This is a genomic window from Salinibacter grassmerensis (assembly GCF_947077765.1).
GTDB lineage: Bacteria > Bacteroidota > Rhodothermia > Rhodothermales > Salinibacteraceae > Salinibacter > Salinibacter grassmerensis.
In genome coordinates this window covers 102,798-125,540 of sequence record NZ_CAMTTF010000006.1, presented here as the reverse complement: position 1 = coordinate 125,540, position 22,743 = coordinate 102,798, and the positions used below count along the sequence as shown (strand labels likewise).

18 protein-coding genes and 1 pseudogene are annotated in these 22,743 nt (G+C 59.5%); 13 read left to right on the top strand and 6 right to left on the bottom strand.

Annotated elements, in window-relative coordinates:
- Positions 1 to 294 precede the first annotated feature (294 nt).
- The 5 genes from OJB03_RS12960 to OJB03_RS12945 all read left to right on the top strand — a co-directional run bounded on the left by OJB03_RS12960 (position 295) and on the right by OJB03_RS12945 (position 7,647).
- Entirely contained in the window at positions 295 to 1,017 is a 723-nt protein-coding gene (locus OJB03_RS12960; protein ID WP_263788126.1) for a hypothetical protein, read from the top strand.
- 167 nt (positions 1,018 to 1,184) lie between these two features.
- Positions 1,185 to 1,601: a hypothetical protein gene (locus OJB03_RS12955; RefSeq protein ID WP_263788124.1), complete on the top strand. Its 417-nt coding sequence runs from the start codon at positions 1,185 to 1,187 to the stop codon at positions 1,599 to 1,601.
- 2,382 nt (positions 1,602 to 3,983) lie between these two features.
- Positions 3,984 to 5,318, top strand: a complete 1,335-nt coding sequence (locus OJB03_RS15790) for an ankyrin repeat domain-containing protein (RefSeq protein ID WP_423816382.1) — start codon at positions 3,984 to 3,986, stop codon at positions 5,316 to 5,318.
- Between the two features lie 459 nt (positions 5,319 to 5,777).
- Positions 5,778 to 6,665, top strand: a complete 888-nt coding sequence (locus OJB03_RS12950; RefSeq protein WP_263788123.1) for a thermonuclease family protein — start codon at positions 5,778 to 5,780, stop codon at positions 6,663 to 6,665.
- A gap of 157 nt (positions 6,666 to 6,822) precedes the next feature.
- Complete coding sequence (locus OJB03_RS12945; protein WP_263788121.1) at positions 6,823 to 7,647, top strand: hypothetical protein; 825 nt, start codon at positions 6,823 to 6,825, stop codon at positions 7,645 to 7,647.
- Positions 7,648 to 8,072: 425 nt separating this feature from the next.
- On the opposite strand, the gene OJB03_RS12940 is transcribed toward OJB03_RS12945, so the two are convergent.
- On the bottom strand, positions 8,073 to 8,375 hold the full coding sequence (locus OJB03_RS12940; protein WP_263788119.1) for a hypothetical protein: 303 nt from the start codon (positions 8,373 to 8,375) through the stop codon (positions 8,073 to 8,075).
- A 1,065-nt stretch (positions 8,376 to 9,440) separates the two neighbouring features.
- Positions 9,441 to 9,599, bottom strand: coding sequence for a hypothetical protein (locus OJB03_RS12935; protein WP_263788117.1), 159 nt, complete (start codon positions 9,597 to 9,599; stop codon positions 9,441 to 9,443).
- 718 nt (positions 9,600 to 10,317) lie between these two features.
- Here OJB03_RS12935 and OJB03_RS15660 point away from each other — a divergent pair.
- From OJB03_RS15660 to OJB03_RS12920, 3 genes and pseudogenes are all read left to right on the top strand, one after another.
- A pseudogene (locus tag OJB03_RS15660) lies at positions 10,318 to 10,437 on the top strand (excalibur calcium-binding domain-containing protein); the annotation flags it as partial.
- Between the two features lie 169 nt (positions 10,438 to 10,606).
- Positions 10,607 to 11,698: a DUF3667 domain-containing protein gene (locus tag OJB03_RS12925; RefSeq protein WP_263788115.1), complete on the top strand. Its 1,092-nt coding sequence runs from the start codon at positions 10,607 to 10,609 to the stop codon at positions 11,696 to 11,698.
- A gap of 185 nt (positions 11,699 to 11,883) precedes the next feature.
- Positions 11,884 to 12,486, top strand: a complete 603-nt coding sequence (locus OJB03_RS12920; protein WP_263788113.1) for a hypothetical protein — start codon at positions 11,884 to 11,886, stop codon at positions 12,484 to 12,486.
- A 732-nt stretch (positions 12,487 to 13,218) separates the two neighbouring features.
- On the opposite strand, the gene OJB03_RS12915 is transcribed toward OJB03_RS12920, so the two are convergent.
- Positions 13,219 to 13,731 (bottom strand): hypothetical protein, encoded by a 513-nt coding sequence (locus tag OJB03_RS12915; RefSeq protein ID WP_263788112.1) that lies wholly within the window; start codon positions 13,729 to 13,731, stop codon positions 13,219 to 13,221.
- 280 nt (positions 13,732 to 14,011) lie between these two features.
- Here OJB03_RS12915 and OJB03_RS12910 point away from each other — a divergent pair, with 280 nt between their 5' ends.
- A complete protein-coding gene (locus OJB03_RS12910; protein WP_263788108.1) occupies positions 14,012 to 14,167 on the top strand; it encodes a hypothetical protein in 156 nt (51 codons plus the stop codon).
- Positions 14,168 to 14,397: 230 nt separating this feature from the next.
- Entirely contained in the window at positions 14,398 to 14,643 is a 246-nt protein-coding gene (locus tag OJB03_RS12905) for a hypothetical protein (protein WP_263787963.1), read from the top strand.
- A 324-nt stretch (positions 14,644 to 14,967) separates the two neighbouring features.
- Here the strand turns inward: OJB03_RS12905 and OJB03_RS12900 are convergent, their stop codons facing one another.
- Positions 14,968 to 16,050 carry a DUF3667 domain-containing protein gene (locus tag OJB03_RS12900; RefSeq protein WP_263788106.1) on the bottom strand — a complete coding sequence of 361 codons (1,083 nt, stop codon included), beginning with the start codon at positions 16,048 to 16,050 and terminating at the stop codon, positions 14,968 to 14,970.
- A 368-nt stretch (positions 16,051 to 16,418) separates the two neighbouring features.
- On the opposite strand from OJB03_RS12900, the gene OJB03_RS12895 reads away from it, so the two are divergent.
- A complete protein-coding gene (locus OJB03_RS12895) occupies positions 16,419 to 16,790 on the top strand; it encodes a hypothetical protein (protein WP_263788104.1) in 372 nt (123 codons plus the stop codon).
- A 1-nt stretch (position 16,791) separates the two neighbouring features.
- On the opposite strand, the gene OJB03_RS12890 is transcribed toward OJB03_RS12895, so the two are convergent.
- Entirely contained in the window at positions 16,792 to 17,055 is a 264-nt protein-coding gene (locus OJB03_RS12890; RefSeq protein WP_263788103.1) for a hypothetical protein, read from the bottom strand.
- Between the two features lie 422 nt (positions 17,056 to 17,477).
- Between OJB03_RS12890 and OJB03_RS12885 the strand changes: the two genes are divergently transcribed.
- Entirely contained in the window at positions 17,478 to 18,683 is a 1,206-nt protein-coding gene (locus OJB03_RS12885; RefSeq protein WP_263788101.1) for a site-specific integrase, read from the top strand.
- Positions 18,684 to 19,879: 1,196 nt separating this feature from the next.
- Here OJB03_RS12885 and recA read toward each other — a convergent pair.
- Complete coding sequence (recA, locus tag OJB03_RS12880) at positions 19,880 to 20,926, bottom strand: recombinase RecA (RefSeq protein WP_263788098.1); 1,047 nt, start codon at positions 20,924 to 20,926, stop codon at positions 19,880 to 19,882.
- Positions 20,927 to 22,089: 1,163 nt separating this feature from the next.
- Between recA and OJB03_RS12875 the strand changes: the two genes are divergently transcribed.
- Positions 22,090 to 22,326: a type II toxin-antitoxin system VapC family toxin gene (locus OJB03_RS12875; protein ID WP_263788096.1), complete on the top strand. Its 237-nt coding sequence runs from the start codon at positions 22,090 to 22,092 to the stop codon at positions 22,324 to 22,326.
- Positions 22,327 to 22,743 lie beyond the last annotated feature (417 nt).

The following is a 22,743-nucleotide window of genomic DNA, read 5'->3' as shown; positions in this document are numbered from 1 at the left end:
CCTGCGTCCGAGTAATCCTGCATCGGACTGAGACCCACGTCGCGCTGAGGCCCATGATGGGCCAAAGCCGGCCTGAGTCTTTCCTGGAAAGCGCACCGGGCTCTCAAGGCAACTGGGTGCCAGCTGACCTGGACTCAGCGCTCACCAACTTGCGTGACACGCATATCGCACTGAGCAGCAGCACACCAAACGACAGCACAAAAAAAGCGCCCAAACGCTATGAAGAAGACAAGTTCGAACCCAACAGGCACAACTCACGCCTTTCATCACACACGCCCAGTGGCCTCACACCTGATGGCTGCCGCAATGACCTTACTTGCAGTAGCTTTCCTCGCCGGATGTGGCGGACCTGAGACGGAGAGAGTGACCCTGGTGCTCTTCGACGACAGCAACTCTGCGGGCCCGATGAAAGACCGCTACGGGGAGGTTGCAGAGACTGTCACTGAAAGCCTCAGCGACGGGGAGCGTGTCGTCATGGGGCAGATCACGGGCGCCTCGATGCGAGATGCGCGCCTCCCAGTGGACGTGAAGGTGCCCGCCTTCAGTCCTTTGACCCAGACTACCGGCTTGCACCGGAAGGCTAAGGAAGAGGCACAGGCACAGCTTCAGGCGCAGGCGAAATCCCTCATCGAAGAGGCGCTTTTGGGAGGCAGGTCATCGAAATGCACCGACCTTATCGGCTCGATGAAAATCGCCCAGAAGGTATTCCGGAACGCTGAACCCGGCGCAGAAAAGCGCCTCCTCGTAGCGTCGGACATGGTCGAGACCTGTGGCCCGAACCTGCGCCGCCGCGCGCTGACCACAGAGACTGCCGACACCCTTTTCCAGCGCCTGCGCGAGAAAGACCGATTCCCAGACCTGGAAGGCGCTCACGTGTGGGTCGCAGGGGCCACGTCGACGACAGACATTCCTCCTGAGCGCGCCCGGTCCATCGAAAAATTTTGGATCCAGTTCTTCCGGGCAGCTGGCGCGAAAATCGAGCCGTCTCACTACGGTCCGACGCTCATGGGATGGTAGTTGAGTTGGAAAAAGGACGGTGGCCAGCCACGGGCGCAGCACGCTGCTCTCCGCAGGCCGAATCTCCATAGGCCCGAGCCTTTCCTCCGCCTTCAGGCCGACCTCAGGGCCAGGGGCAGGCCAGAATCACACACAGCTCAAGATCACAAACAAGTCTTCCACGACCGATGCAGCTACACGAGAACGGACGCGACTCGCTAAGACCTTCAACCGAGACCGGAAGCCTCGGCGCCGACGATCGGCACAAAATCGGATGGATCGAAGAAGTGCTCGAAGAGGACAGGCCTGGCATCTTTAGGCTCTACACTTCGAAATACAAAAGCTACTCTCCTCGCTACATAGTGCGCTTTCGGGAGAGAGAGGACGTCATGGGGGATATTTTACATTTTGCTCGGCGCAGAAAGTACGACTACTTCGCTCTTGAGCACATGACCTCACAAGAGGAGGTTTTCAAGCGCCTATGCGGGCTGTGGCACTACTACAGAGACGAACTGGACAATGAAAACCATCCAAGGCGCCCTGAAGGAATGGAAGCCGAGGTGTCGTGCCCCCAGTGCAATGACCGCCAGTACGAGCTCTTTTGATCGCGTGAGCGTTCCTGACGGCACAGGTGACCGTGCGTGCGGGCTTTTCCTGCGATACGAGTCCTGTGACACGAGCTTCTCTGAGCCGAGAGGACCGGTCTGATCGAGCGGTCAGGCAGCTTACCTGTACCTAGCCTGTAAGGTCGTCTCGCCTGTGGGATGCTGGCTCAGCAGAGCTTGAGGCCAGAGGTCTCCCAAAACCGAAGCGTTCTCACAAGACCCGAAATCCAGCCAAGACCCAAAATCCAATGCGTCTACAAACTCCTATCTTCATCGGCTAGACGGAACTCCGATCTGCCGTGCGAAGCCATGCCACGCGGCGTGACTTGGAGAAGGGCCCGGCCCCGGTCTCCTACGCGAACGTCAGGCAGGCAAGCGTGGAGGCGACCCCCAACGGGCTGGACCTTCACGAGAGCGCCCCCGAGATGTCTTCCGAGGAGAAACGACGTAGGATTCCCGGAGCTGGGAAGTTGCGTGAGAGCGGGATGGAGGCGAACTCTGGCGACGACGATGAGGAATGCAGCAAGCAGGAAGAGACAGACGACTCTTCAACAGCCAACTCTTCGGGAGCAAATCCCTCAACGGCAGGTTCTTCATCGGTTGAGTCTTCGCTGGCCAGTTCCTCGCCAGCCGATCCGTCCCCGAGTTCTCTGGTGGAGAAACCAGATTCCTGTGGTGTGGTGCTCCTTGGTCTCCCCCACATGGCGAGAGCCGGTCGCCTGGGATTTGTCAAGCGCTGCATCGACCGTGGAGCAGATGTCACGGGCGTGACTCAGGATCGAGGACTCCACTCCAAAAAGGATCGAGGATTCCGCTCCAAGGATGTGTCGAAGGTGGGCATGTAGTGGCGGCGAAGCTGTTGATCACGGAAAGGGCAGACCTGAGCGCCCTAGACAGACGGAGGAAGGAGCCTCTACACCGCGCAGACTCTTGCCGCTCGTCTCCCGGTGGAGCGGAGATGGTGGGCCGGCTCGGCGCAAAGCTCAAAGCCCGTGGCAGGCTCGGGCGGATGTCCTTGCGTGAAGCCTCAAAAAGCGGAAATGAAAGAACTGCCTCGTGAATGCAGGATCTAGCGCCTAAAAGACTGACGCGGAGGGCCTTTCTCCCTTGCACCCAGCGGTCTTCTTCGGCCACGACCCGGCAGCCCTTCAAACGTTCGCGTAGAAGATGGAAATCTCGGGCAGGGGGACACCGTGGAAGAAATGCCTCTTCATAGAGCTGCCCGCAGCACATGCGCGCCGGAGGTCACCTGTCTTCCAGGCGCTGAGGCACCTGTAAACATCAGGAACGCGGCCGGGAATGCTCTACTGGACCTGGCTGCCTCTGGCGAAGGCTCAAACCGAGACGCGAGAATGATTCTCCGGCATTTCGGGGCAGGCCGGTGAGCTTTCGGATGCGGTCGCAGGCCCGCCCGGAGAGCTGAAGATGTAGCTAGTGGGCAGATGCTGGCATGTCAAGGGCAGGCACCCCGGCAAAAACCTCAGTGGAGATGCAGCGTCAGTGCGCCCAGCGGAAAGCACTCAAGAGAGCGCTTGTGCGGGAGAGAGTTCAAGGGAGCGCGCCTCAGTCGTGCAACGATGCTGATCAGGACTGACCGGCGAAAGTGGAAGGCATTGATGCGGAGAGCAAGGATCCCACTTCACACGAGCGGCTCCTCCGATTGAGAAGCGGCCTCTCCACGTGAAAAGTTTTCGCCTTCAGGTTTTCGCTTCTTCCCTCGCAAGCAATGACTGACGCAATCAATGACTGACAAGTAATGGCTAACCGTCATGGTAGACAGCATACTTTAGGCCGCTCAGACAGCCCTGAACAGCACAGCCCGCGCTCTGAAGCTCCAGCAGTGAGAATTTACTACGTCGATGTCGGCCGGGGCGCTTGCCGACGGGCTGTGGCAGGCAGCTGCCCATTAGGCAAGAGTACAGTCCTTCTCCTCCAGTTCTGCAATCCTCGGTCTCTCTAAGCTGGGTGGCCTGGAGGACAAGGTCTTGCGAGGGGGAGAGCCTCGATCTGATTCCTGAAATGTCTCCCTTCCTGCTTCGTGTTCTCTGTCGCGCTCTGACCCAGTGTCGTCTTGGCCTGAGGCATCTGTGCGCATCGGGTGTGAATCAGATGTAGGGTAACGCACTTCCTTAACTCTCAATTCATACTTAGAGGCTCACATTGCCGCCTATTCTCGCCCTAATGCAACCCCAAGAGGGAAGAGAACTTATCGGCTCCTGATCACACGGCCAGAAGGCGTTTCTGCCAGGTTTCCTGGAGCAGACTGCCCGCTCGCAAAGCGTGCTGCATGCAAAATGGGCCATACGCTGGTGGCTGAGCAGGACCTGAGGCTTGAGCCTACCTAAAACCGAAGCTTTCTCACGAAAGAGACCTCAAGATCCAATGCGGACTCAAACTCCCAACCTTATCGACCAGATGGCACTCCGGCCTGCTGTGCGCAGCCATGCCACGCAGCGTGACCTGGAGAAGAGCAAGAGCTGGGCCTCGGCCTCTCGCGAGGACAGAGCGCGGGCAGGCAAGGGCGCAGTCTCCGGTGGGCTGGATTTCCATGAGAACACTCCCGAGATGTCCTCTGAAGAGAAGCGACGCAGGATTCCCAACACTGGGAAGATGCGGGAGAGCGAGCTGGAGGTAAACCCTAGCTCTCTCCTCGCGACCTCCCGGGGCTCTACAGCCTCCTGCGACTCCGTTTCTTCCTGCAATTCTCAGAGCGCTAGCAGTTCCCAAATATCTGGCGGCAGTGATGAGAAATCCGGCAGTCAGGAAAGCGAAGAGACGGGACTGGATTACAACTACGATGATCTGCTCGGCGCTCCGGACCTCTCCTCTTCTCCAGCTGGTTCCTCCCCGAGCGATTCTTCGTCAAGCGATTTTCCGTCAGGTAATTCTTCGCCAAATAGTTCTTCGCCAGACAGTTCTCCGGTGAGTTCTTCATCAGGGAATCTAGCCTCACCTGGCGCGACTTCGCTTCCTGGTCTTCCTTATGTGGTGAGAGCAGGCTACACAGGACTGGTCAAACGCTGCATCGATTGTGGGGCAGATGTTAACGGATGTGACCAAAAGTCGAGAACTCCGCTCCACAGATGCGCTGAAGAGGGACAGGTGCCCGTGGCAGAGCTGTTGATCGACGAAGGAGCAAGACTGGACGTGCGTGACAAGTGGGGAAAGGCGCCTCTGCACCGGGCAGCCTCGTGCAACTCGTCTTCTAGGGGAGCGGAAATAGTGGAACTGCTACTCAGGTCTGGCGCGAGGGTTGAGGCTCGCGACAGGCTTGGGCGGACGCCTCTGCACGAAGCCTCGCGAACCGGAAACGAGAGGTCCGCTCTGCGTCTCATTGAGGCAGGATCTAGCGTTGAAGAGACCGATGCGGCAGGCCGTGCCCCCCTACACCTGGCGGCATCTTTTGGCCATGACCCGGCGGCCCTTCAGACCCTCGTGCGAAAGGGAGCAAGCTTCGAGAAGCGGGACGCGATGGAGGAGACACCCCTCCATAAGGCTGCCCGCAGCACGCATGTGCCAAAGATCACGTCTCTTCTGAGCGCTGGAGCAGCCGCAAATGCCAAAAGCGCAGCCGGGGACACTCCGCTAGATTTAGCTGCCTCCAGCGAAGGCCCAAACCGAAACGCGAGAATGATTCTCCGGCATTTCGGGGCAAGAAGGTCCAGTGAGCTTTCGGATGCGGTCGTAAGTCCGTCCGGGGAGCTAAAAGAACGCTAACGGAGATGTGCCAACGCGCCGGAGGTGACATGTGGGAAACGTCGTGGGAGGGGTTTGGCATGAGAGCAACGTGGTGGCAGTGCGGTGCCAGAAGCGCAGTATCAGGGCACTTGAGGAAACGTGTTCTCCTAAACACATGGCTTTTCCAATTGCTGGAGGCGGCCCTCTCTGCTTTAGAACTTTCACTTCATCTCGCGCAAGCAACGGTTAACTAGCATGCTGGATACTGCAGTTAGAATCGTTCAGGCGGTCGCGGGCAGCACGGCTCGCGCGCTGAAGATTCAGCAGTGGGAGTTTGTCTTATCGATGTCGGTCGGAGCGCTTGTCTATGTGCTTTGGCATGCAACTGCCTACTGAGGGGGTGTGCGAAGAGAATCGTTTTGGTCTGGGTCTTCCCTTTGGAGCTTCCTGGGGCCCCGGTCGGTGGAAAACCGAGTCTTTAGGGGGCGAGTGACCCGCGTGTTCGACGGAGATACAATCGAAGTAGACGGAGATCAGGTCATTCGGCTTATCGGGGTGGACGCCCCAGAGAAGGAAAAGAACGATAAGTGCCGGCGTGATGAGATAATCACCAAGGTACCGGCAGAGCAGATCATCAAGAACGGACAGGAAGCGCATCGCTGGCTTTCGCAGGCGGTCCTCGGCCGAAAGGTTGAGCTCGAACTTGACCGCGAGGCAGGCCAAACGGACTGGTATGACCGGACGCTTGCCCACGTATGGACCGTTGCCTCCGACGGAAAACGAGATGGCCTTCTCGCCGAGTCTTTGATTTGGGCCCGGCACGCTCTTCCCACCGATCATGCCCACAAGTACGAAGACAGGATCCGGGAGGCCTTCCAGGAGGCCGGGCGGAGAGAAGAAGTTTACGATCTTGGGGTCCCGCTCCCTACACACATGAGACTTCCCGATCGCTCAGGGCAAGAGACACCTTCTGACAATCAGGCATCGCCTTCGGAGATTACTCCTCCATCCGGTTGGGAGGCAGGAAAGAACTCTGTGAAGGACCCTACCGAAGAGAATGATACCGGAGAAAACTCCACTGGCAAAGGTACTGCGGAGAAAGAAGCCTCCGAGGGCGGTGGAGGAGAAGGCGATTCCTCACGAAAAAAGCAGTCCAGTGAAAAGCAACGCCCGCAGCGCTCCGAAGAATTTTGGGCGACGGTTTTTTCGCGATCGGACTCTCCAGAACCGGACTCTCCAGGGCCAGACTCCCAAGAGCCGGATCTGCCAGAGCCGGCTCCCACAGGCCACTCCACTGATCGCCGGCCAGAAAACCAGGACCGGCGTTCCAGCAGAGATGACGAAAACGAGAGCAACGTCGAAAATCCTTACTGGGAACGCCCCTGAAAGCCCGAATTCTGCGGGACGTCTGGCTACTGGATTGCTTCTAGCAGGGCTCCTATCAGCACAGCCCCTTCCAGCACGGAGCCTTTTGCGGACGGCACCTCGCAGAGGGCAATTTGGCGCAGACGCGTGTTACCTTCACATAAGTACCTCTCCAGCCATGATGATCGGGCAGTCTGACGACATTCAGAAGATGGTCGAGCATCACAACCTCATGATCGATCTCGACGAGGTGTGGAGAGAGCTCGAGGATAAGGCTCAGGAGTTTGTCAGCCTTGTCGAGACCGGGCTGCCGGAAAGTTCTGTCCACTGGGCACGGCGCGTTTTTAGCGACATGGCGCCGGAGGAGGCCGTCGACGAGTTGATGAGTCACCTCATGTTCGAGGACGATCGGCGGCCTCTGTCGTATGCAGTAACCGCAGCTCGCGACGCAGCTCATGACGAGAAAACAACGATCGCGGAATCGAGAGAAGGTGGCCTCCTGCCCTCGCTGTCTTCTCTAATGGAGGCAGAAGAGGCTATTTTGGATGCGCGGGAAGAGTACTACGACGTGATCAAGGATCAAGAAAAAGTCCGGCGCCGTGGCGACTTCGGGCTCCTTACGGAGATTCAGAGAGTCCGGGATAAAATGGCTAATCTCGAAGGGGGCCCGCCTACCCGAGTCGATGAATGCCAGGCCCTGACAACAGTGGATAGCATCGCGCGGCAGAAAAGAACGACCACAGATGCGAGTGAGCACTTAGCCGAAGCGGCCACAGAGCGGCTTGAGGCCTTTTACCGCAGGGTCGAGGAAGAGGATGCTTCGCTTGCGTGGACCGGGACTCGGGACAATAGACCTACCGAGACCGATGCGGTCATTTGGGCTGCCTACATGAGCATGGTGATGAACCGGAGGGACAACAAGTCCGCGGGCCCCTTTTCTATCACGGTTGATACCGGCCACCAGACGATCGAGGAGCACCCGGAGACGATAATCAAAAACTAGCGTGGCCTTCCAACGGGCGGGCCTGCCTGGCTTTTCCTCCGAGAGGCTCTGGGCAGCTCTGTGAGGGCTTGCGATGTGCTGGACCGTTCGGGCCAGATCAAATCTCGCGGAGACATTCAGGCCCTATTGACTGCAAGTGGTCGACGCTCGCCGCCGGGGACAAGGGAAAGCGCCGGTCCAGGTACTGTAAAGCCTCGATGAGCCTGTGGGAGTGGTGCTTCAGCACATGCCTTCCAGCACAGAGATCACCGGACGCGGCGCGAGGCAGGAAGGCATACCCTGAGAGTTGCCCACTTGAGAGTTGCCCACCTAGGGGAGTCTCGATATGGGAATCCCGACATGGAACCCTCGACACGGGAGTTCCAACATGAAAGCGTGAGCCCTGCGAAGCAGGCCTCGTGGAGGCGCGCGGCGCCACCAGGTCGTTAGGGAAGGCGGGTTGTCTCGCCTTCCTCGTAGCGGCGCCTCAAACCTTTCAGGTATTCGCCCGCCTCCTCCTCCGTCTCGATTTCATCGGTTCGAGTACCCGCAGAGCTCCCGCGGTACTTCCGGGCCTCTTCCATCACGGCACAGCCGTGGTGGTCCCGTTTATCCTGGGGATCCTTTCGTCGGTGGAGGGCAGAAGGGCCAGAAGAAGACGTTGGCCTCTCGAGAACGAACTCGTTGCGGCGGAGGTGGCCCGCTAAACAGTCCGCGTCGGGGCGGTCGGGGCCCGGCAGGTTTTCCATTGCCTGTGGGTTTGGATGGCGGAAGCCAGTGAGGGGAGAGCCGGCGAGGGCGATCCCGTTGCCAATGCTATCCTGCTTGTCAGTGTTTAGGACGCAGGTACGTTGGGACCGCAGTGTGTTGGGACCGCAGCGTGTTGGGACCGTTGTGTGCTGGGACGGCAACACGCCGGGACGGCGGGCTGCCATAATGTTGGGACGTGGAGCTGCCATGTTCCTGCGGGCAGAAGTGCTTCGCGCCCTCAATTGTAGAATTCGTGGGGGACTCGGTGAGAGAGACCAGCGAGCGACAGCGAAAGTAAGCTACGGAGTGCCCTCCGAGGCGATTACCGAGGACCTTAAGACGGGTCAGTCTGAATGCTCGGTGCTACAGTACGGGCCGCGTTAGGGAGATGAATGCTGCAGCTCTCCACTTCCTGATGTACGCGTCCTGGTGTGCGAATGTACGCGTCACGCTGGACCCTTTCCCAAATGAGGCTTCCGCTCGCTGGCTATGCGCAGCAGCTTTCAGGCTTCCTGTTCGTTCACGCTCGCCTGCCCGATGGTACAGTGGGCCCACTCCTGTGATGGTATCCATCTCATGGCGGTGTCCAGGATGGCATCTCATCGGCCGTGAGGTCGTCTTTTCTGTTGACCTGAGGCAGCTGACCTGAGGCATGAGCCCGGGAATACCGACCTCAAGAGCATGCTGCCCTCAAGACACGCGCTGGTCAAGAAGTATCCCTGAGCAACAGGCAGGTCGACAATCCCCCGGGATGGTGAGCGCCGGGATCCGTTCCGGTATGGTGAGCGCTGAGATCCGTTTCTGTTCTCACCAACTTCCCAACAAGTTGGGCAAGTAGCCTGCGCTTCCCAGAGGGTGGTCCGTGTAGCATCCTCCGAGGTAGGTCCCGACAAGGAGCCTGTCTTGCCGGACAGGAGGCTCCAGTTCAAGCCCACAGTTCAGGGGGCTTCTGCAGGAGGCAGAGAACCGCCGAGGTCCGGGGGACAAGTGTGAGCGTACGTTCATTATAAGAAGCGATAAGTGACGTTTATCGGTTGTTGTAATGAACATGCGCTCACATGGCCTTAAGGCGAGATGATCCACTCGTGCCGCACCTCGTCCCCTTCGTAGGTCGAACGCCGCTGCACGCGCACGTTCTCCAGAAGAGACAAGATTCGAGCCTGCATGGCCGCGTGCTTCAGCCCGGCGTTGCGGAGCGCGCGCGAGACGGAGGAGCGGTTCACGTCGAGGGCTTTGGCTACATCACTCTGGGACTCAGGCCCGCTCTGAAACGCTTCCTGTGCTTTGGAAAAGAGCTCCCGGTGCTCCATCCTTATTTTTTGTTGTCCTAAGGACAACGGCAGGGATAAAACAAAAGCCCGCCGGGTGGCGAGCGTCTTTTTTTCGACTGCTAACTGATTGTACATAGTAACAAAATTGCTCCCCGGGTCGTCAACCCTTTTTAGTGAAGGGGCTGTAACCTTGCAGCAAACAAAAGGCCCGCCCCAAATTGGAGCGGGCCTTCTATTGGAGCAGGCCTTCTACATGCCTAGTCGTTCTACGCCTAGTCGCCACCTCCCCGAGCCCTTTTCTTCTGTCTCAGATCGTTCTTCTGTCTCAGATCGTTCTTCTGTCTCAGATTGCTGGAGCCCTCCTCCGAGGAGCGAAGTCTCGCCTTGTCAAGGGCACGCTTGACTTTTTTTGCGCGGGTCTTCCGGCGCTCCCGAAGGTACTGGAGCCGCCCATTGGGGCGACGCCGGTGGGTTTTACGGAAAAGACTTGTGTAGAGCTTCTTGTGCCTTTTCATTGCAGTAGACCTCCCCGCGCCGCGCGCGGGAGTTTGGAGGACGCCTGACGCTTTTCTGAGCAACGCCCGAGGGCGGTTCGAGTCAGGCTGGCCTTCTTGTACTCCACAACGGGGAATAGCTTCCCACAGCCGACAAAAAAGAGCGGGACTGTTCGGACTTCGACACGCAGCCAGAAGCACAGCGGTTCTTCGAGGCCCGCCAACCAGGAGACCCGCACGGCCTCGATGGAAACGGCGACGGGGAAGCCTGCGAATCCCTTCCCGGCGGGCTGTAACTGGTGGCAAGGTTACAGCCCCTTCACCAGAAAGGGTAGTTGAAGAAAACCACTCGCCTTCTACCCGGCGGGCCTTTCCTATGCCTGCTCGGCCCGTGTCTAGGGCCTACCTCTTTCAGGAATTGCCTCTTCAGGGCTTGCCTCCCGGCCAAGAAACCCGCCGCTGCCGATGTCCTCACCGGAAAGTCCCGACAGGCAAGACGACCGACAGGGCAACCGGCAAGACGACCGGGCGGAAGGAGAGCCCTCGACGGAGGTCGCTTCCCAGGCGGCCAGCTCTGAAGAATCTGTCTCTGAGGGATCTGTCTCTGAGGGATCTACCTCCAAAGAGTCTACCTCTGAGGCAGTGGTCCGTGCGACTGAGTGCCCGAACTGCGGGCGGCGGTTCGTCGGGGACTACTGCCCAAGTTGCGGCCAGGAGGCGGGCCTGTCCGTCACGGTCACCGGCGTGGCCGGGGGCTTCCTGCGGGAGCTGGTCGACGTGGAGAATGGCTTCTGGCCGACGTTCATCGGGCTGAGCCTTTGCCCAGGAAAAACCCTCCACAAATACCTGAGCGGCGTCCGGAAGGAACTGGTGAGCCCGGGGCGTTATCTGCTTGCCGCAGTCGTCGTAACTGTTGGAGCCGATCAGCTTAGCCGATGGGTCGGCGCTCTGCCACCCCCAGTGGTTGATCCCTACATGCGGGCAGCCGATGGGAAGAGGAATGCGTTCGACGCATCCGTGGCGTATTTCGGCTCTGCGGTAGAACAGGTCCCTTTCCTCCCGTTTCTGCTCATCGCCGTGCCTCTCGCGGCTGGCCTCTGGACTTTCTTTCGAGACCGCTCCAATGGAGGGGCCGGGGCGCTGGCAGTCGGAAGTTTTCTGACAGGTCATACGCTTTTCCTGGCGGAAGGAACGGGTCTGGCTCTTGCGTGGACGGGATCCCTCTCAGGTCTCCCCTCCGCTGAGCTTCCCTTCGGGGCTGCCGTCGCGCTTGTGACCGGATATATCGGAATTGCCTGCTGGCGGTGTTTTGGGCCGGGCTGGAAGCCCGCAGCGAAAGGAGCGCCTAGCGGGGCCTGGGCGTGGGCAGAGTTCGCTGCGATTGTGATGGTTGTTACCGCAGGCACTGCTTACTGGCTTCTGACCGCCTACCCCGGCGCATACCACATCTCCAGCCCCGAAGGAGTCCCGCGCTGGATTTTGCTTATCTTTGCTGGGATCTTTTCGGTGCCTCTTCTCCTGCATGCGGGAGTGGAGGCGTATTACCGCCTGCGGTAGCCTGCCCACGCCGGCGTAGCTGCCGAGCGGCGCTTGACCTGCGAAGGCACCGAGGTTCATCGCGGGTGGATCATCGGGAGCTTGGATCATCGAAAGCCAGCGGAAGTGCGTTCCCCGTCGGTGTCCTGTCGAGCATCCTCTCGCCGGGCGCTTCAGCTCCTTTCTCGCTAGTGCCTCTCGGCCCGATGAGCCAGCTTGAGTATCTCGTCGCCCTCGTCTCGATCATCGTTGGCCTCGGCCTGACGGATCTGGCCCGGAGCTTCCGGGAACTGATCCGCCCCGGCCTCGACGTGAAGTGGGATGGTCTCCCGCTCGCTTGGTCAGTGTTCGTGTTCTTCATGACCCTTCTCGTCTGGTGGAATGGGTTCGGTGTTCTGGTGGGCGCGAGCAGCGCAGACGCGGCTGGACCAACGTTCCTGACGTACCTGCTGCTTTTCTTCATCCTGTATCTCTGCTGCGCGTTTGCGCTCCCGGACCCCGATTGGGAGGGGTCTCCTGCTGGTTCAGGAAAAGGCGTGGACCTGGAAGCTTTCTATTTCTCCCCGGAGCACAGACGGTGGTTTTTCGGTCTTCTAATCGGGTTCTTGACAGTAGTGGGAGTGGTGAACCAAGCTACCATCGAAGGAAACAGTATTTCGGGCCGCCTGGCATCGGCACTGCCGGTAGGAGCACTTGCCGCGACTATAGCCATCCCTATTTTTACAGACCGGCGCTGGGCGCACTGGGGAGCCGCGGCGGTGCCCATCGGCTTGGTCGGGTGGCGAGTAGCCAGGCAGATTCTTCTCTGAATGGCGGTCGGGGCGCGCCGCGAGTAGATCATCGGTTTCCAATAGATCACCAGCCTCCAGCCGCGCTTGGGCCACCTGTGTAGGCCACCTATGACAGCCTAATTTCACTCTCGGCACTTGCCTGCTTCTGCCAGTGCCTCAGAGTCCCCCAGCGTGAAGGCCAGAGAACGGGGCTGTGGGGCCGCAGGGCGGCCGAAGTTTTTTCCCTGCTTTTTTCCGCCGTGTCCAGAACCGGGATAATCCCTTCCTCTTCGACCGCGCCTGAGACGTCCCCGGGCGTGGCGTTGAAGGCCCTGGCCATGTCTCCCAGGCGGGCAGAGACGATCCCGCCCTAAGCCCAAACCTCTCGCCCCACTTGGATCGGGCGCCGTAGCGTTTGTGCGTGCCGGTTGGGGGTGTGTACCGGCTGTGGGCATCGGTACGGGTCGGTTCAGGTGGAGAGAGTAGAGGCCTGTGCGCGCACCGCAGCAGCGCAACATCACCCGGCCGCCAGATGGAATCGAACGGTCGGGCGTACATGCCAACACCCGCCCGCCACAACAGCCGCCACGAATAGAGCCGCCGCGCCCAAAGCTTGGGTCATCGGGTTTCCAGGTCGTTTAGAAGAGCGTCCAGGCCTGTCTGGAAGAAAAGGCGCGTGCGTCAGGGCGAGGTCGCGAGGGCAAGGTCGTGGGGGGCGAGGTGCCGCAAAATGGAGACGCTCCGAGAAGGCCGGTCTGGAAGGGCCGGTCGTTACCCGTTGTCCCAGAACCGGTGCATGAGGCCCCGAGAGAGGTAACTCTTGGCCTGCTCTTGGATTTTGCCACTGTGCAGGAGCGGCGCCATCGGTAGACTGAGCTCCTCAAGGCTATCCTTGATGGACTCCACGGCGTTGGGCTCGCGCTGGCCGAGCTGCCCGCTGGGCGTTATGAGTGCCGCGTAGCCAGGCACCTCGATTTTGGCTTGGTCCACGCCCGGGCCGATGACGTAGAAAAACCGGGTCGGGCCCTGGCCTCTATGCGTGGACATGGCCTGGCCCTCGTCGTGGGCACGGGCCAGTTTCTTGTGCCGAGGCTTCTCTTTGTCTCGGCGGAAGTCGGCAGTCGTGCGTTTGATCTCGAACTCGACGGCGTACCCACTTGGCGTGAGGGAGATCAGATCTGACTCCCAGGACCTACCCCACAGGAAGACGTTTGGCACGACGTGAGTGTGCCCGCGGCCGATCACCTCCGTGGCAATGGCGCGCTGGACGTCGGTCTCGTTCATCAGGCTTGGTCTTGCATCTTTTCGGCAAGGGCGTTTTCTCAGCGAGGGCGTTTTCTCGGCGAGGATGTCTTTTTGGCGAGGGCGTCTACGCCGACCAAGCAGGGCGAGATCCTATCTGCCATCACCGAGACGACACCACAGAGAAGGCCCGCCAGGCGGGCGGTGTCACCCGCGCTGAGCTGGCAGAGAAGTCCTGCGCAGGCGCCGACGACATCGAAGCCTTCTGCGGCGCTCAGGCAGCCGAGCAGCTCCGCGAGGAGACCGCACCGCCGGAGGGGACTTGCCAGGGCGCGGCGTACAGGACGCCGAAGAGACCGTCCAGAAGCGCCTTGAAAAGAAGCGCCGCATCTGGGAGGGCGAGGTGCCGGCCGACCTCGGCAACGCCAAACAGGAGGGCTTCCCCACCAGCGAATGGATGGCCGCGCATCAGATTTGACTGCCGGGCACAACAAAAACCAAGTCAGGCTTTTTCCACTTCCGCCAGCCTGCCTTCGCAGTGTTTGCAGACCGTTGTGTTGACAACCGTGTGTTGACAATCGGCCTATTCGTCCCCACGGGATGTATGCCTCATTATGTTGCGTTTGAAGCTAGTGGGAGAACCGGAAACACCTGATTTCTTGTGCCTATGGGAGGACAGTCATATCTCTAGCAAAAAGCGTCCCCGCCATGGCTTTAGATCAAGACCAAAAGCAAGACGTTGTCGACTATCTCCAAAAGCATGTCCAAGGCGGGTGCACCGCCTGCGGCGGAGACATAAGAATTGAGGATCATCTTGTCATGCCTCAAATGCTTGAGGATGGAAATACCCAGATGGGGGCCGGCATCCCGTCGGTCGTTGCAACCTGCGAGGACTGCGGGAAAATGCAGCTGTTTGCCGCAAACGTCGTGGGAATTGACCCTCAAAACGCGTAGAGATCCTCAAAACTCGTAGAGAGCAAACGCGCGGAGAGCCAGGAAGGCACAGATTCGGACCGAATTTAGGGGGGGCGGCTGTGTTGTCGAATCCTTGAGGCCACGTCCTCGGGAGGCGAGTACCAGGGCCAGGCATCTGGCCGCTTGGGACGATCGCGCCCGGCACGTTGAGGAGAGGCGATCCTTTTCGGCTGCGCGGCTCTGCGTGAAGCGCACGGGCGGATGCAACAGCCGATGATCCGCTCGTGGCGAACCCCGATGCCTTCGCAGGCCGCACTCTCTGCGGGTCGAACGCCGTTCGGCGGCTACGCCAGCGTGGGCAGGCTACCGCAGGCGGTAGTACGCTTCCACTCCCGCGTGGAGAACAAACGGAATCAGGCAGGCGCCAATCAGAGAAGGAAGCCCTAGCGAAAACGACAAGCCGCCTCCAGAATAGCTGAAGGCCCCTGGTGGGGGCAGCTCTCCCACGAGACGGGCGTACAGAAACCAGCTGGCGTACACAGCGATCACCACGGCAAGCCCCTGCTCGAAGGCCGCCCAGCCGAGCGCGAAAAGCCCCTTAGCCGCGCCCTTCCATCCCCCGCCAAACGCCCTGGCGGTGGCTACCGTGAAGTAGACGGCGGTGATAAGCAGCGAAACCTTGAGGGGAAGCCCTCCCTCCGGGCGGGCGCTCAACTCGGCAGCTGGCGCGCAGAGCAGCGTAGCGGCGGTTTCCAAAAACGTCGCGTGGGCCACCAAAAACGCCGAGAAGGATACGGCCTGCGCTCCCCACGTAAACCGGTCTCGAAACAGCCGCCAGGCCGCGAGGGCAAAAAGACCGGTAGGCAGCAGGCCGCTCCCGATGAGGTAAGCCTGAGATCCGAAGATACGCCCTGCCGCTGCAACCAACAGCGATGCGCCCTCTCCTACCGTTTCTCCCGCCGTTTCTCCAGAGGAGGTCACGGAAAACTGCCTGCCGTAAGCCTCCTGCACTCCAAGCCACACGAGCGCCTGCTCTGTAGCGAAAGCCACGACGATGGAAGCGAGGAGATAGCGCCCGGGGTGCATGAGGTGGCGACGAGCCCCGCTCAGATATCGGGACAGGGCCGGGCCGGGACGAACGGTTAAGGCCCGCAGGGTGGGCCACAACCCATTCTCGATATCGATCAACTCGCGGAAGAAGACGCTGAGCACCCTGAGGACCGAATCGGGAGGGCCAGCTTCCTGGCCGCAACTCGGGCAGTAGTCGCCAACGAACCGCCGCCCGCAGCTCAGGCACTGAGTCGTTCTGACCATTGCCTCGGTGGTGTCCTCTACCGGGTCGTCTCCCGTCGGGTCATCCTCCACCGGGGGCTCTCCTTCCGCCCGGTCGTCTCGTCGGTTGTCCTGTCGGCTGTCTTGCCTGTCGGGGCTTTCCGGGGAGGGCATAGGCAGCGGCAAGTTTTTTTTAGCGGAAAGACAAGCGGTAGAGGCAGGCCCTGAAGGAAGTAGGCCCCAGACACGAGCCGATCAGACATGGAAAAAGCCCGCCTGTTGGGAGGCGAGTGACTTTTTAATCCTCAATGCAGCTATCAAACTGACAAAACCGATCTCCAGTTTGTCAAGAGAAAGATACAAAGAGCTTGGAGCCGAAAGCCGCAAGGAAGGAATTTGCGCGCTTCAGCGTCTCCGTCATCGCCCAGATCACCCTGTTGGGCCGAGAGGCCAGAGAAGATTAGCCGTTCCACACGCGAAACAAATATGCACACGCAGGTATAGCAGCCGCCGCTTCAACGCTATGCCGCTTCAACGCTGTCATGGCAATTGCCGCGGCCGTGGCTGCAGGCGCCGCTGACAGGGCCCTTCTCAACAGCTTCCTCCAGAGGCCTCTAGGAACGATGGAAGACATGCTGAGCCCCACCTGGCCGGACATAGACTACTTGGTAGCGTGTCTCCATTCCGGGCGCATGCGGCTTGAGCGTGGGGGCGCGGAGAAGCCGTACCAGTCCCTTGCCTCCAAGACCTGCTCCGGATCCCGTTCCAGTGTCGACGCTCTCCGCAAGGCTCGGCACCGGAAAGATAAGTGGGACAAGCAGATAGAGGAGGACGCCAGGAGCGGGAAGCTGGACCAGATGATCGAGGAAGCTCGGAAGGACCACCGGAGTGTGGGCAGGGCACCTCTACCCTAGTCTACGAAACGAATCGGTGGTTTTGGACCGGCGAGTCCGAACTCGGCGTGGGCTCCACGTGGTGGCGCCGCAGAAGCCGCTCGATCTTGGCGGTCTTCTCCTCAGGCCCCCTAAACTTTTCGGTCAGCACCCGCCGAGTTTCTTCCAGGACCACCTCGTTAGTCAAAAGCTCGTGTTTTGCCATGAGAGCCCGGACGACATCGGCGCTGAGCCCGCGAGTCGCGAAGCTGCCCGTCAAGACGTTCATGCCAAGAAATACGCGCATCGGCTTCAGACGATTTCAAAGACCTGTTCAGGGCTTTTCCCGAATTGGGTTTCCTCTGAAGCGTCAAGACACGTTCTCAAAGCCATCTTCGTTAGTGAGACACCCTCGTGCTTCGGCAAACGGCATAACCTGACCTTTGAGCTTTTCGAACCGAAGTACTGAAAGTTATTGGCGCGGTGCGCTGCAGACGATTGCACTTCGGCTCTGCCCGAGAGTCTCCGACACTTCAGTGAGATCCCGGTCGAGGTCGTCATCGAGCCGAACGGTCACGGTTGACTTCGTAGCAGGCCCGGCGTTGGCAGCGAAGACGTTCTGTATTGCGTTGTAACGACATAACCCTCGACAGTAGTAGAGTGCCCAAGAGTCAACCTTTCCGTTCCTGACTTCGCCGCTCACGCGTTTTCCAAAGCGTTCCTCCTGAAATGAACAGCAAAGACGAAAAGAGCACTCCTTCCGGCGGAAACGGATCTTCCAGCGAAAATGGCTCGGAGGAGACACAGACTGACGGGTCAGGCGAACTGGCTTCCCCTCCACTCTCTGAGGTTAGGCAGAATGCCTCCGATCCTGATGGCCCGGACAAGGGCTCTGGGAGCGCCGACACGGGCGAAGCCTCCAAGGCACTGGAAGACCCGGAGCGCCTGCGCGAGCTTCAAGAAAGCCTGGGCCGGTTGGAGGACTTTGCCGCACAGGCCCAGGCGGAAAACACCATCCGGGCCTACGCGGCGGACCTGGAGGATTTTCGCCACTGGTGCACACAATACGAGCGCGAGTGGCTCCCGGCCACCCCGAAGACGATCGGCCTCTACCTCGGGGCGCGGGCCGATGAGCTCAGCCTCGCGACGCTGGAGCGCCGGCTTGCGGCCATCGCGTCCCTTCACAAAGAGGAAGGCCACGAGTCGCCGGCCTCGGTGGCCGAGGGGCCGCTCCGCAAGATCTGGAAAGGCATCGTCCGGGAGAAGACCCGCCAGCAAGATGGCGCGCCGCCGCTTATGGTGGAGGACCTAAGGTCTATTATTGAGCACCTGCCGCGATACTCCAGCTCCGACGGCGGCCCCACTGGGCGCCTCACGCTGACCGCCCTGCGCGACCGAGCATTGCTTTTGGTCGGCTGGACCGGGGCGCTCCGGAGAAGCGAGCTGGTAGCGCTCCGCGTGGAAGACATTCAGTTCATCGAAGGCGAGGGCGTAAATGTGCACATTCGGAAGTCGAAGAGCGATCAAGAAGCGGAGGGCCTTGTCAAGGGCCTACCCTACGGCTCGAGCAAAAAGACCTGCCCCGTCACCGCCCTCCGGCAGTGGCTTCAAGCCGCAGAGCGGAACGCCCAAGGCGACTTTGAGGGGGATATTTTCCGCCGCTTCTATCGGGGCGAATCGATCGGGGAGAGCGCAATGACCGCGCAGTACGTCTCGACTGTCTTAAAACGACACGCCGAGAGCGCGGGGCTGGACCCAGAGTCATACTCCGCCCACTCCCTTCGGGCGGGCTTTATCACGCAGGCGATCCGCGCCGGCAAGCCCGAGCGTCGCGTCAAGGAGCACTCCGGCCACGCCTCGTGGGAGACATTCAACCAGTATGTGGAAGAGGCGGGAACCTTCCAGGACAATCCGGCCGAAGATATTGGGCTCTGAAGACTCTGGCCTGCGAACCGTTGGAACTCACGCGCTAGAGGCAACCACGGCATGGAGGTGGCTACGATGCGTAGACGCCCGCAACGCTGTGGGCCTTCTCTTTTGCAATGTTAAGGGAGGTGGGCATCAGTACTCATGATACCACAGAGAAATGAAGTGCCCGGAAGTGAGGTGTGCCGGTTCATGAAAGGGCGCAGACGTGCGTTGAAGGTCCCCTCGGTGAAGTTGTCATGGGGTGCTTCAGCGAACAGGTAGACTCTGATTATTCGCCGTGCTCCAGATTCGCCCTCGGACATGGCGAAGCCGAAACCTCGGTGACCGGCTCTGCAACGGGTTTAATCCACACGTCATATACATGAGCGTGCAGGTGGCCCTCCGTGTGGACTTTTGCACCAACTAGCCCTGTCGTCTCCCGCTTTTGCGTTTGCCCGCAGCCGAATAGCCTTGAACCCAGACAGACAGAACCTCTGGACTGTACTCCTCCATCACACGCTGGACAATCGAGTCAACGTATGCAGCATCGGCGCCGCTGTGCTGCATACGGTATTCCCAACCGGCGTGCCAGGCCTGACGCTGGACAGGCCGTTTTTCTTCGTTGATTGGGCAGTGCTCTTTCCAGTCCATGTGTATCGCTACGGCCCTTGGCAAGTGTATCGGGGTATGACATAGAAAAAGCCACGGATATCCCAGGATTGCGGGCAACTATGTTGGCGGTCTGCTGGTGACTGTGGTCTTCTCCGGAAAAGAGAACGCCACAGAAGTCAAAGAAGCGTTCGAGACTGTCAAAAACGGGCTCTTCGTAAAATTGTGTGGCCATCGGCGGTTTTAGCTGCAGTAGAGCGGTAGACTAGCGACTTCCCCTCGAGCCGAGAGGCCCGTGCAGTCCGCTTCGAGGTCTCGCTCTTGCATCCCGTTGGTGCGGGTAGCCCGGCCTCGGTCTACCGCAAAGGAACAGCTACTATTTGACGGTCCGTCCGGCTGGGGAGCCTTTCTACAGTCCTCTGCTAAGCCGTGGATCTGGTAGCAGGGCGACTCCATCTGAGGATTCCTCATTTAGAGACTCTGGAGGGGCCGCTCTCCTCCAGACAACAGGCCGGTTAGAGGACGGATTGCTCTCAGTATTAGGTATATATATGGTGGGGTTATTCAAGGAGCGCTCTCCAACCCAGTCAGACTTCATTAGAAGCCCGGCACTGTTAGTCCTCGTCGCTGTCTTCACCGGAGCCATCCTCGTCGGCCTCAGGGTCTTCCTCCAGCTCAATGATTCCGAGCTCGGCTTTGACCTTCCGCTCGATCTCTTCTCGCTCCTCAGGGTTCTCACTAAGCCACTCTTTTGTGTTGGAGCGGCCCTGCGCAATGGTCTCCCCTTTGTAGGAGTACCAGGACCCCCGCTTCTCCAGAATTCCCGCATCGACGCCGATCTGCACTATTTCACCCAGCTTGGAAATCCCTTCCCCATAGATCAGATCGAATTCGGCGTCCTTAAAGGGGGGCGCCACCTTGTTTTTCTTTACCCGGACTCGGGTCTTGTTTCCGACAACGTCCTTCCCATCCTTGACTGCTCCAATCCGGCGGATGTCCATTCGAACCGAAGAATAAAACTTCAGAGCTCGCCCACCGGAGGTTGTCTCCGGATTTCCGAACTGAACCCCGATCTTCATCCGGATCTGGTTGATAAAGATCAGCGATGTCTTCGTCTGGTTGATCTTCCCCGCAAGCTTCCGAAGGGCCTGGCTCATCAGGCGAGCCTGTAGCCCTACATGGGTGTCCCCCATGTCTCCCTCCAGTTCGGCCTGCGGCACTAGTGCCGACACCGAATCAACAACAAGCACGTCCAGGGCCCCGCTTCGGACAAGGGTGTCAACGATGCTGAGCGCCTCCTCTCCTGTGTTGGGCTGAGAGATCAGTAGTTCGTCAACGTTGATCCCCAAGTCTTCTGCGTAGCTGGGGTCAAATGCATGCTCTGCGTCGATAAACGCCGCAGCACCGCCCGCTTTCTGGGCCTCCGCCACGATGTGGGACGCAAGCGTTGTTTTGCCCGAAGATTCTGGCCCGAAGATCTCAATGATGCGGCCGCGCGGGACGCCCCCAATGCCCAAGGCGTCATCGACCGCAAGCGAGCCGGTTGAGATGGCTTCGATGTCCTGGGGGTCCTCGTCGAGGGTCATGATGGCTCCCTCTCCATGCTCCCGTTCGATCTCATCGACTGCCATTTCAAGTGCTCTATCCTTTCCGTCTGCCATAGCCGAATAGAATGGTTTGTTGTAGAGCGCGAAAACGTAAGCTTAAGTGCCGCCGATGCATGCATTCAGCCCTTCTTGCCCTGAATCCTCATTTATGTGATCGAAGGGCCTGATCCAGAGTCGCGATTGTGTTTACCAGTCAGTTGTGTTTAGCCAGTTGCAGGCACCTCCCGTTTGCCTTTTCCCTCGAGGGATCCTTTGACACGTGCCTTTTGCCCTGAGGGCTCCCTTGAGGAAAGCTCTTTTCCGAAAATCCAGGGGTTTGGCACTTCTTGAGCCTAAGGCCTGCCGCTTTGCCAAAAATGACTTGGGCGAGAGCTTCGCCTTGTCGGTCCATGTCCGGATGAAATGAGACTGTGCCCGTACTCTCTTGCTCGATTGACTATTTGGGTGTCTTACGTGCGCATCGATCTGCCCTTCCACGTACTCGACTCTAGATTGAAAAGCGCCTGCTATAGTCTCGAAAGATGACGAGCTTGGTCTCGGTAAGCGGTGTCGTCCCTCCTCTTCGGAACAGTAGCATTCCAGACGGTCACAACGGCCCCCCGAGCAAAAGAAATTCAGGGCTTGGACTGCGGATGAGTTCCGCCGCAGCCGGAGGTAGAATTGAGGCGATCCTGCAGGAAGAACCGCCTTCCGCTCGGAAACGTCCTCCGCCAGGCAGCGTCTTCTGTCGAATAATCCCCTGCGCCGAGGCGGTTTGGAAGAAGAACTGGGTCTCCTTTGACCGGCGTGCGTCACAGATCTGAACATTTGATGTGCAGCCCAGAGGTTATGAAATCGAAGCTCACCCTGCGTCTCAGTGAGGACCTGAAAGAGTAGGTCAAGCGGCCTGCCAAGGAGCAGGGGATGTCTGTCTCGCGGCTCGTCGAAGACGACTTCCGCCTCCTCCTCCACGACCATGAAGACGGTCACTCACCTGAGGATCTTGTATTTGTCGGATACCTCAGGTGGGCGGCATGTCCCAGAAGAAACGCTTTCTCCTCGGACCTGTGAACTGGAAAGGACCTTCACACGCCATCTCCTGCGGTAGACATGGACGAAGACACCCAGCGCTGGATCGACGATGCTTCCGAGAGGTGAAGGTAACTGTTCCCCTTCTCTCAAGCGCGCCCTCTCGGGCCTGACAAGTCCGCTCGTTGTTTTGCTCTTGTCTCTCGCCCATGCGCGCTTTCTTCGACACTAACGTCGTTATCGACGCGGCCGTCCCGGACCGAATGAGTCACGGACTCGCTCTCCGGCTCATGGCCGAGGCGGAGCGAGGTTGGATCTCAGGGCTAATCGCCCCCATCTCCCTGGCAACGTGCTGGTATGTGGCGACGGCTCACCACGACGTGGATCCGAGACCTCTGCTTGAGACCGTCGAGTCGATCTCCGACCTTGCCCTCATGAACCGGTAGGCCCTGCGGAAGGCACTGAGCGCCTCCCGAGAGATGGACTTTGAAGACGTCTACCTTGCCGCAGTGGGCAGGGAGGTCGGGGCTGCGATCGTCGTCACGCAGAACGAGAAGGATTTTGCAAGTGCCCCTTGGCTCCCTACGCCCCCGAGACGTTCATTTCAATGATCGGGAGTTTACCAGAGGCCAGGTGAAATCTCGTGCTCAGGCCAATCTTCTAGCCCTTAGCGGCTCCGGATCAGGTCGACGGCTCCGAGAAGATTTGGGGAGCATCGGACGAGAAGCTGCTCGGAAAGGCGATCAAAACCGGTCAGTGCCAAGACCCTTGGGGCCCGATTGTTACGGAAAGTCTCTTTTTCAGCGCCTGCGCGACCTTGGACATCCCCACCGCCAATCGCCGGAATTGCGCAGGCAGAATTG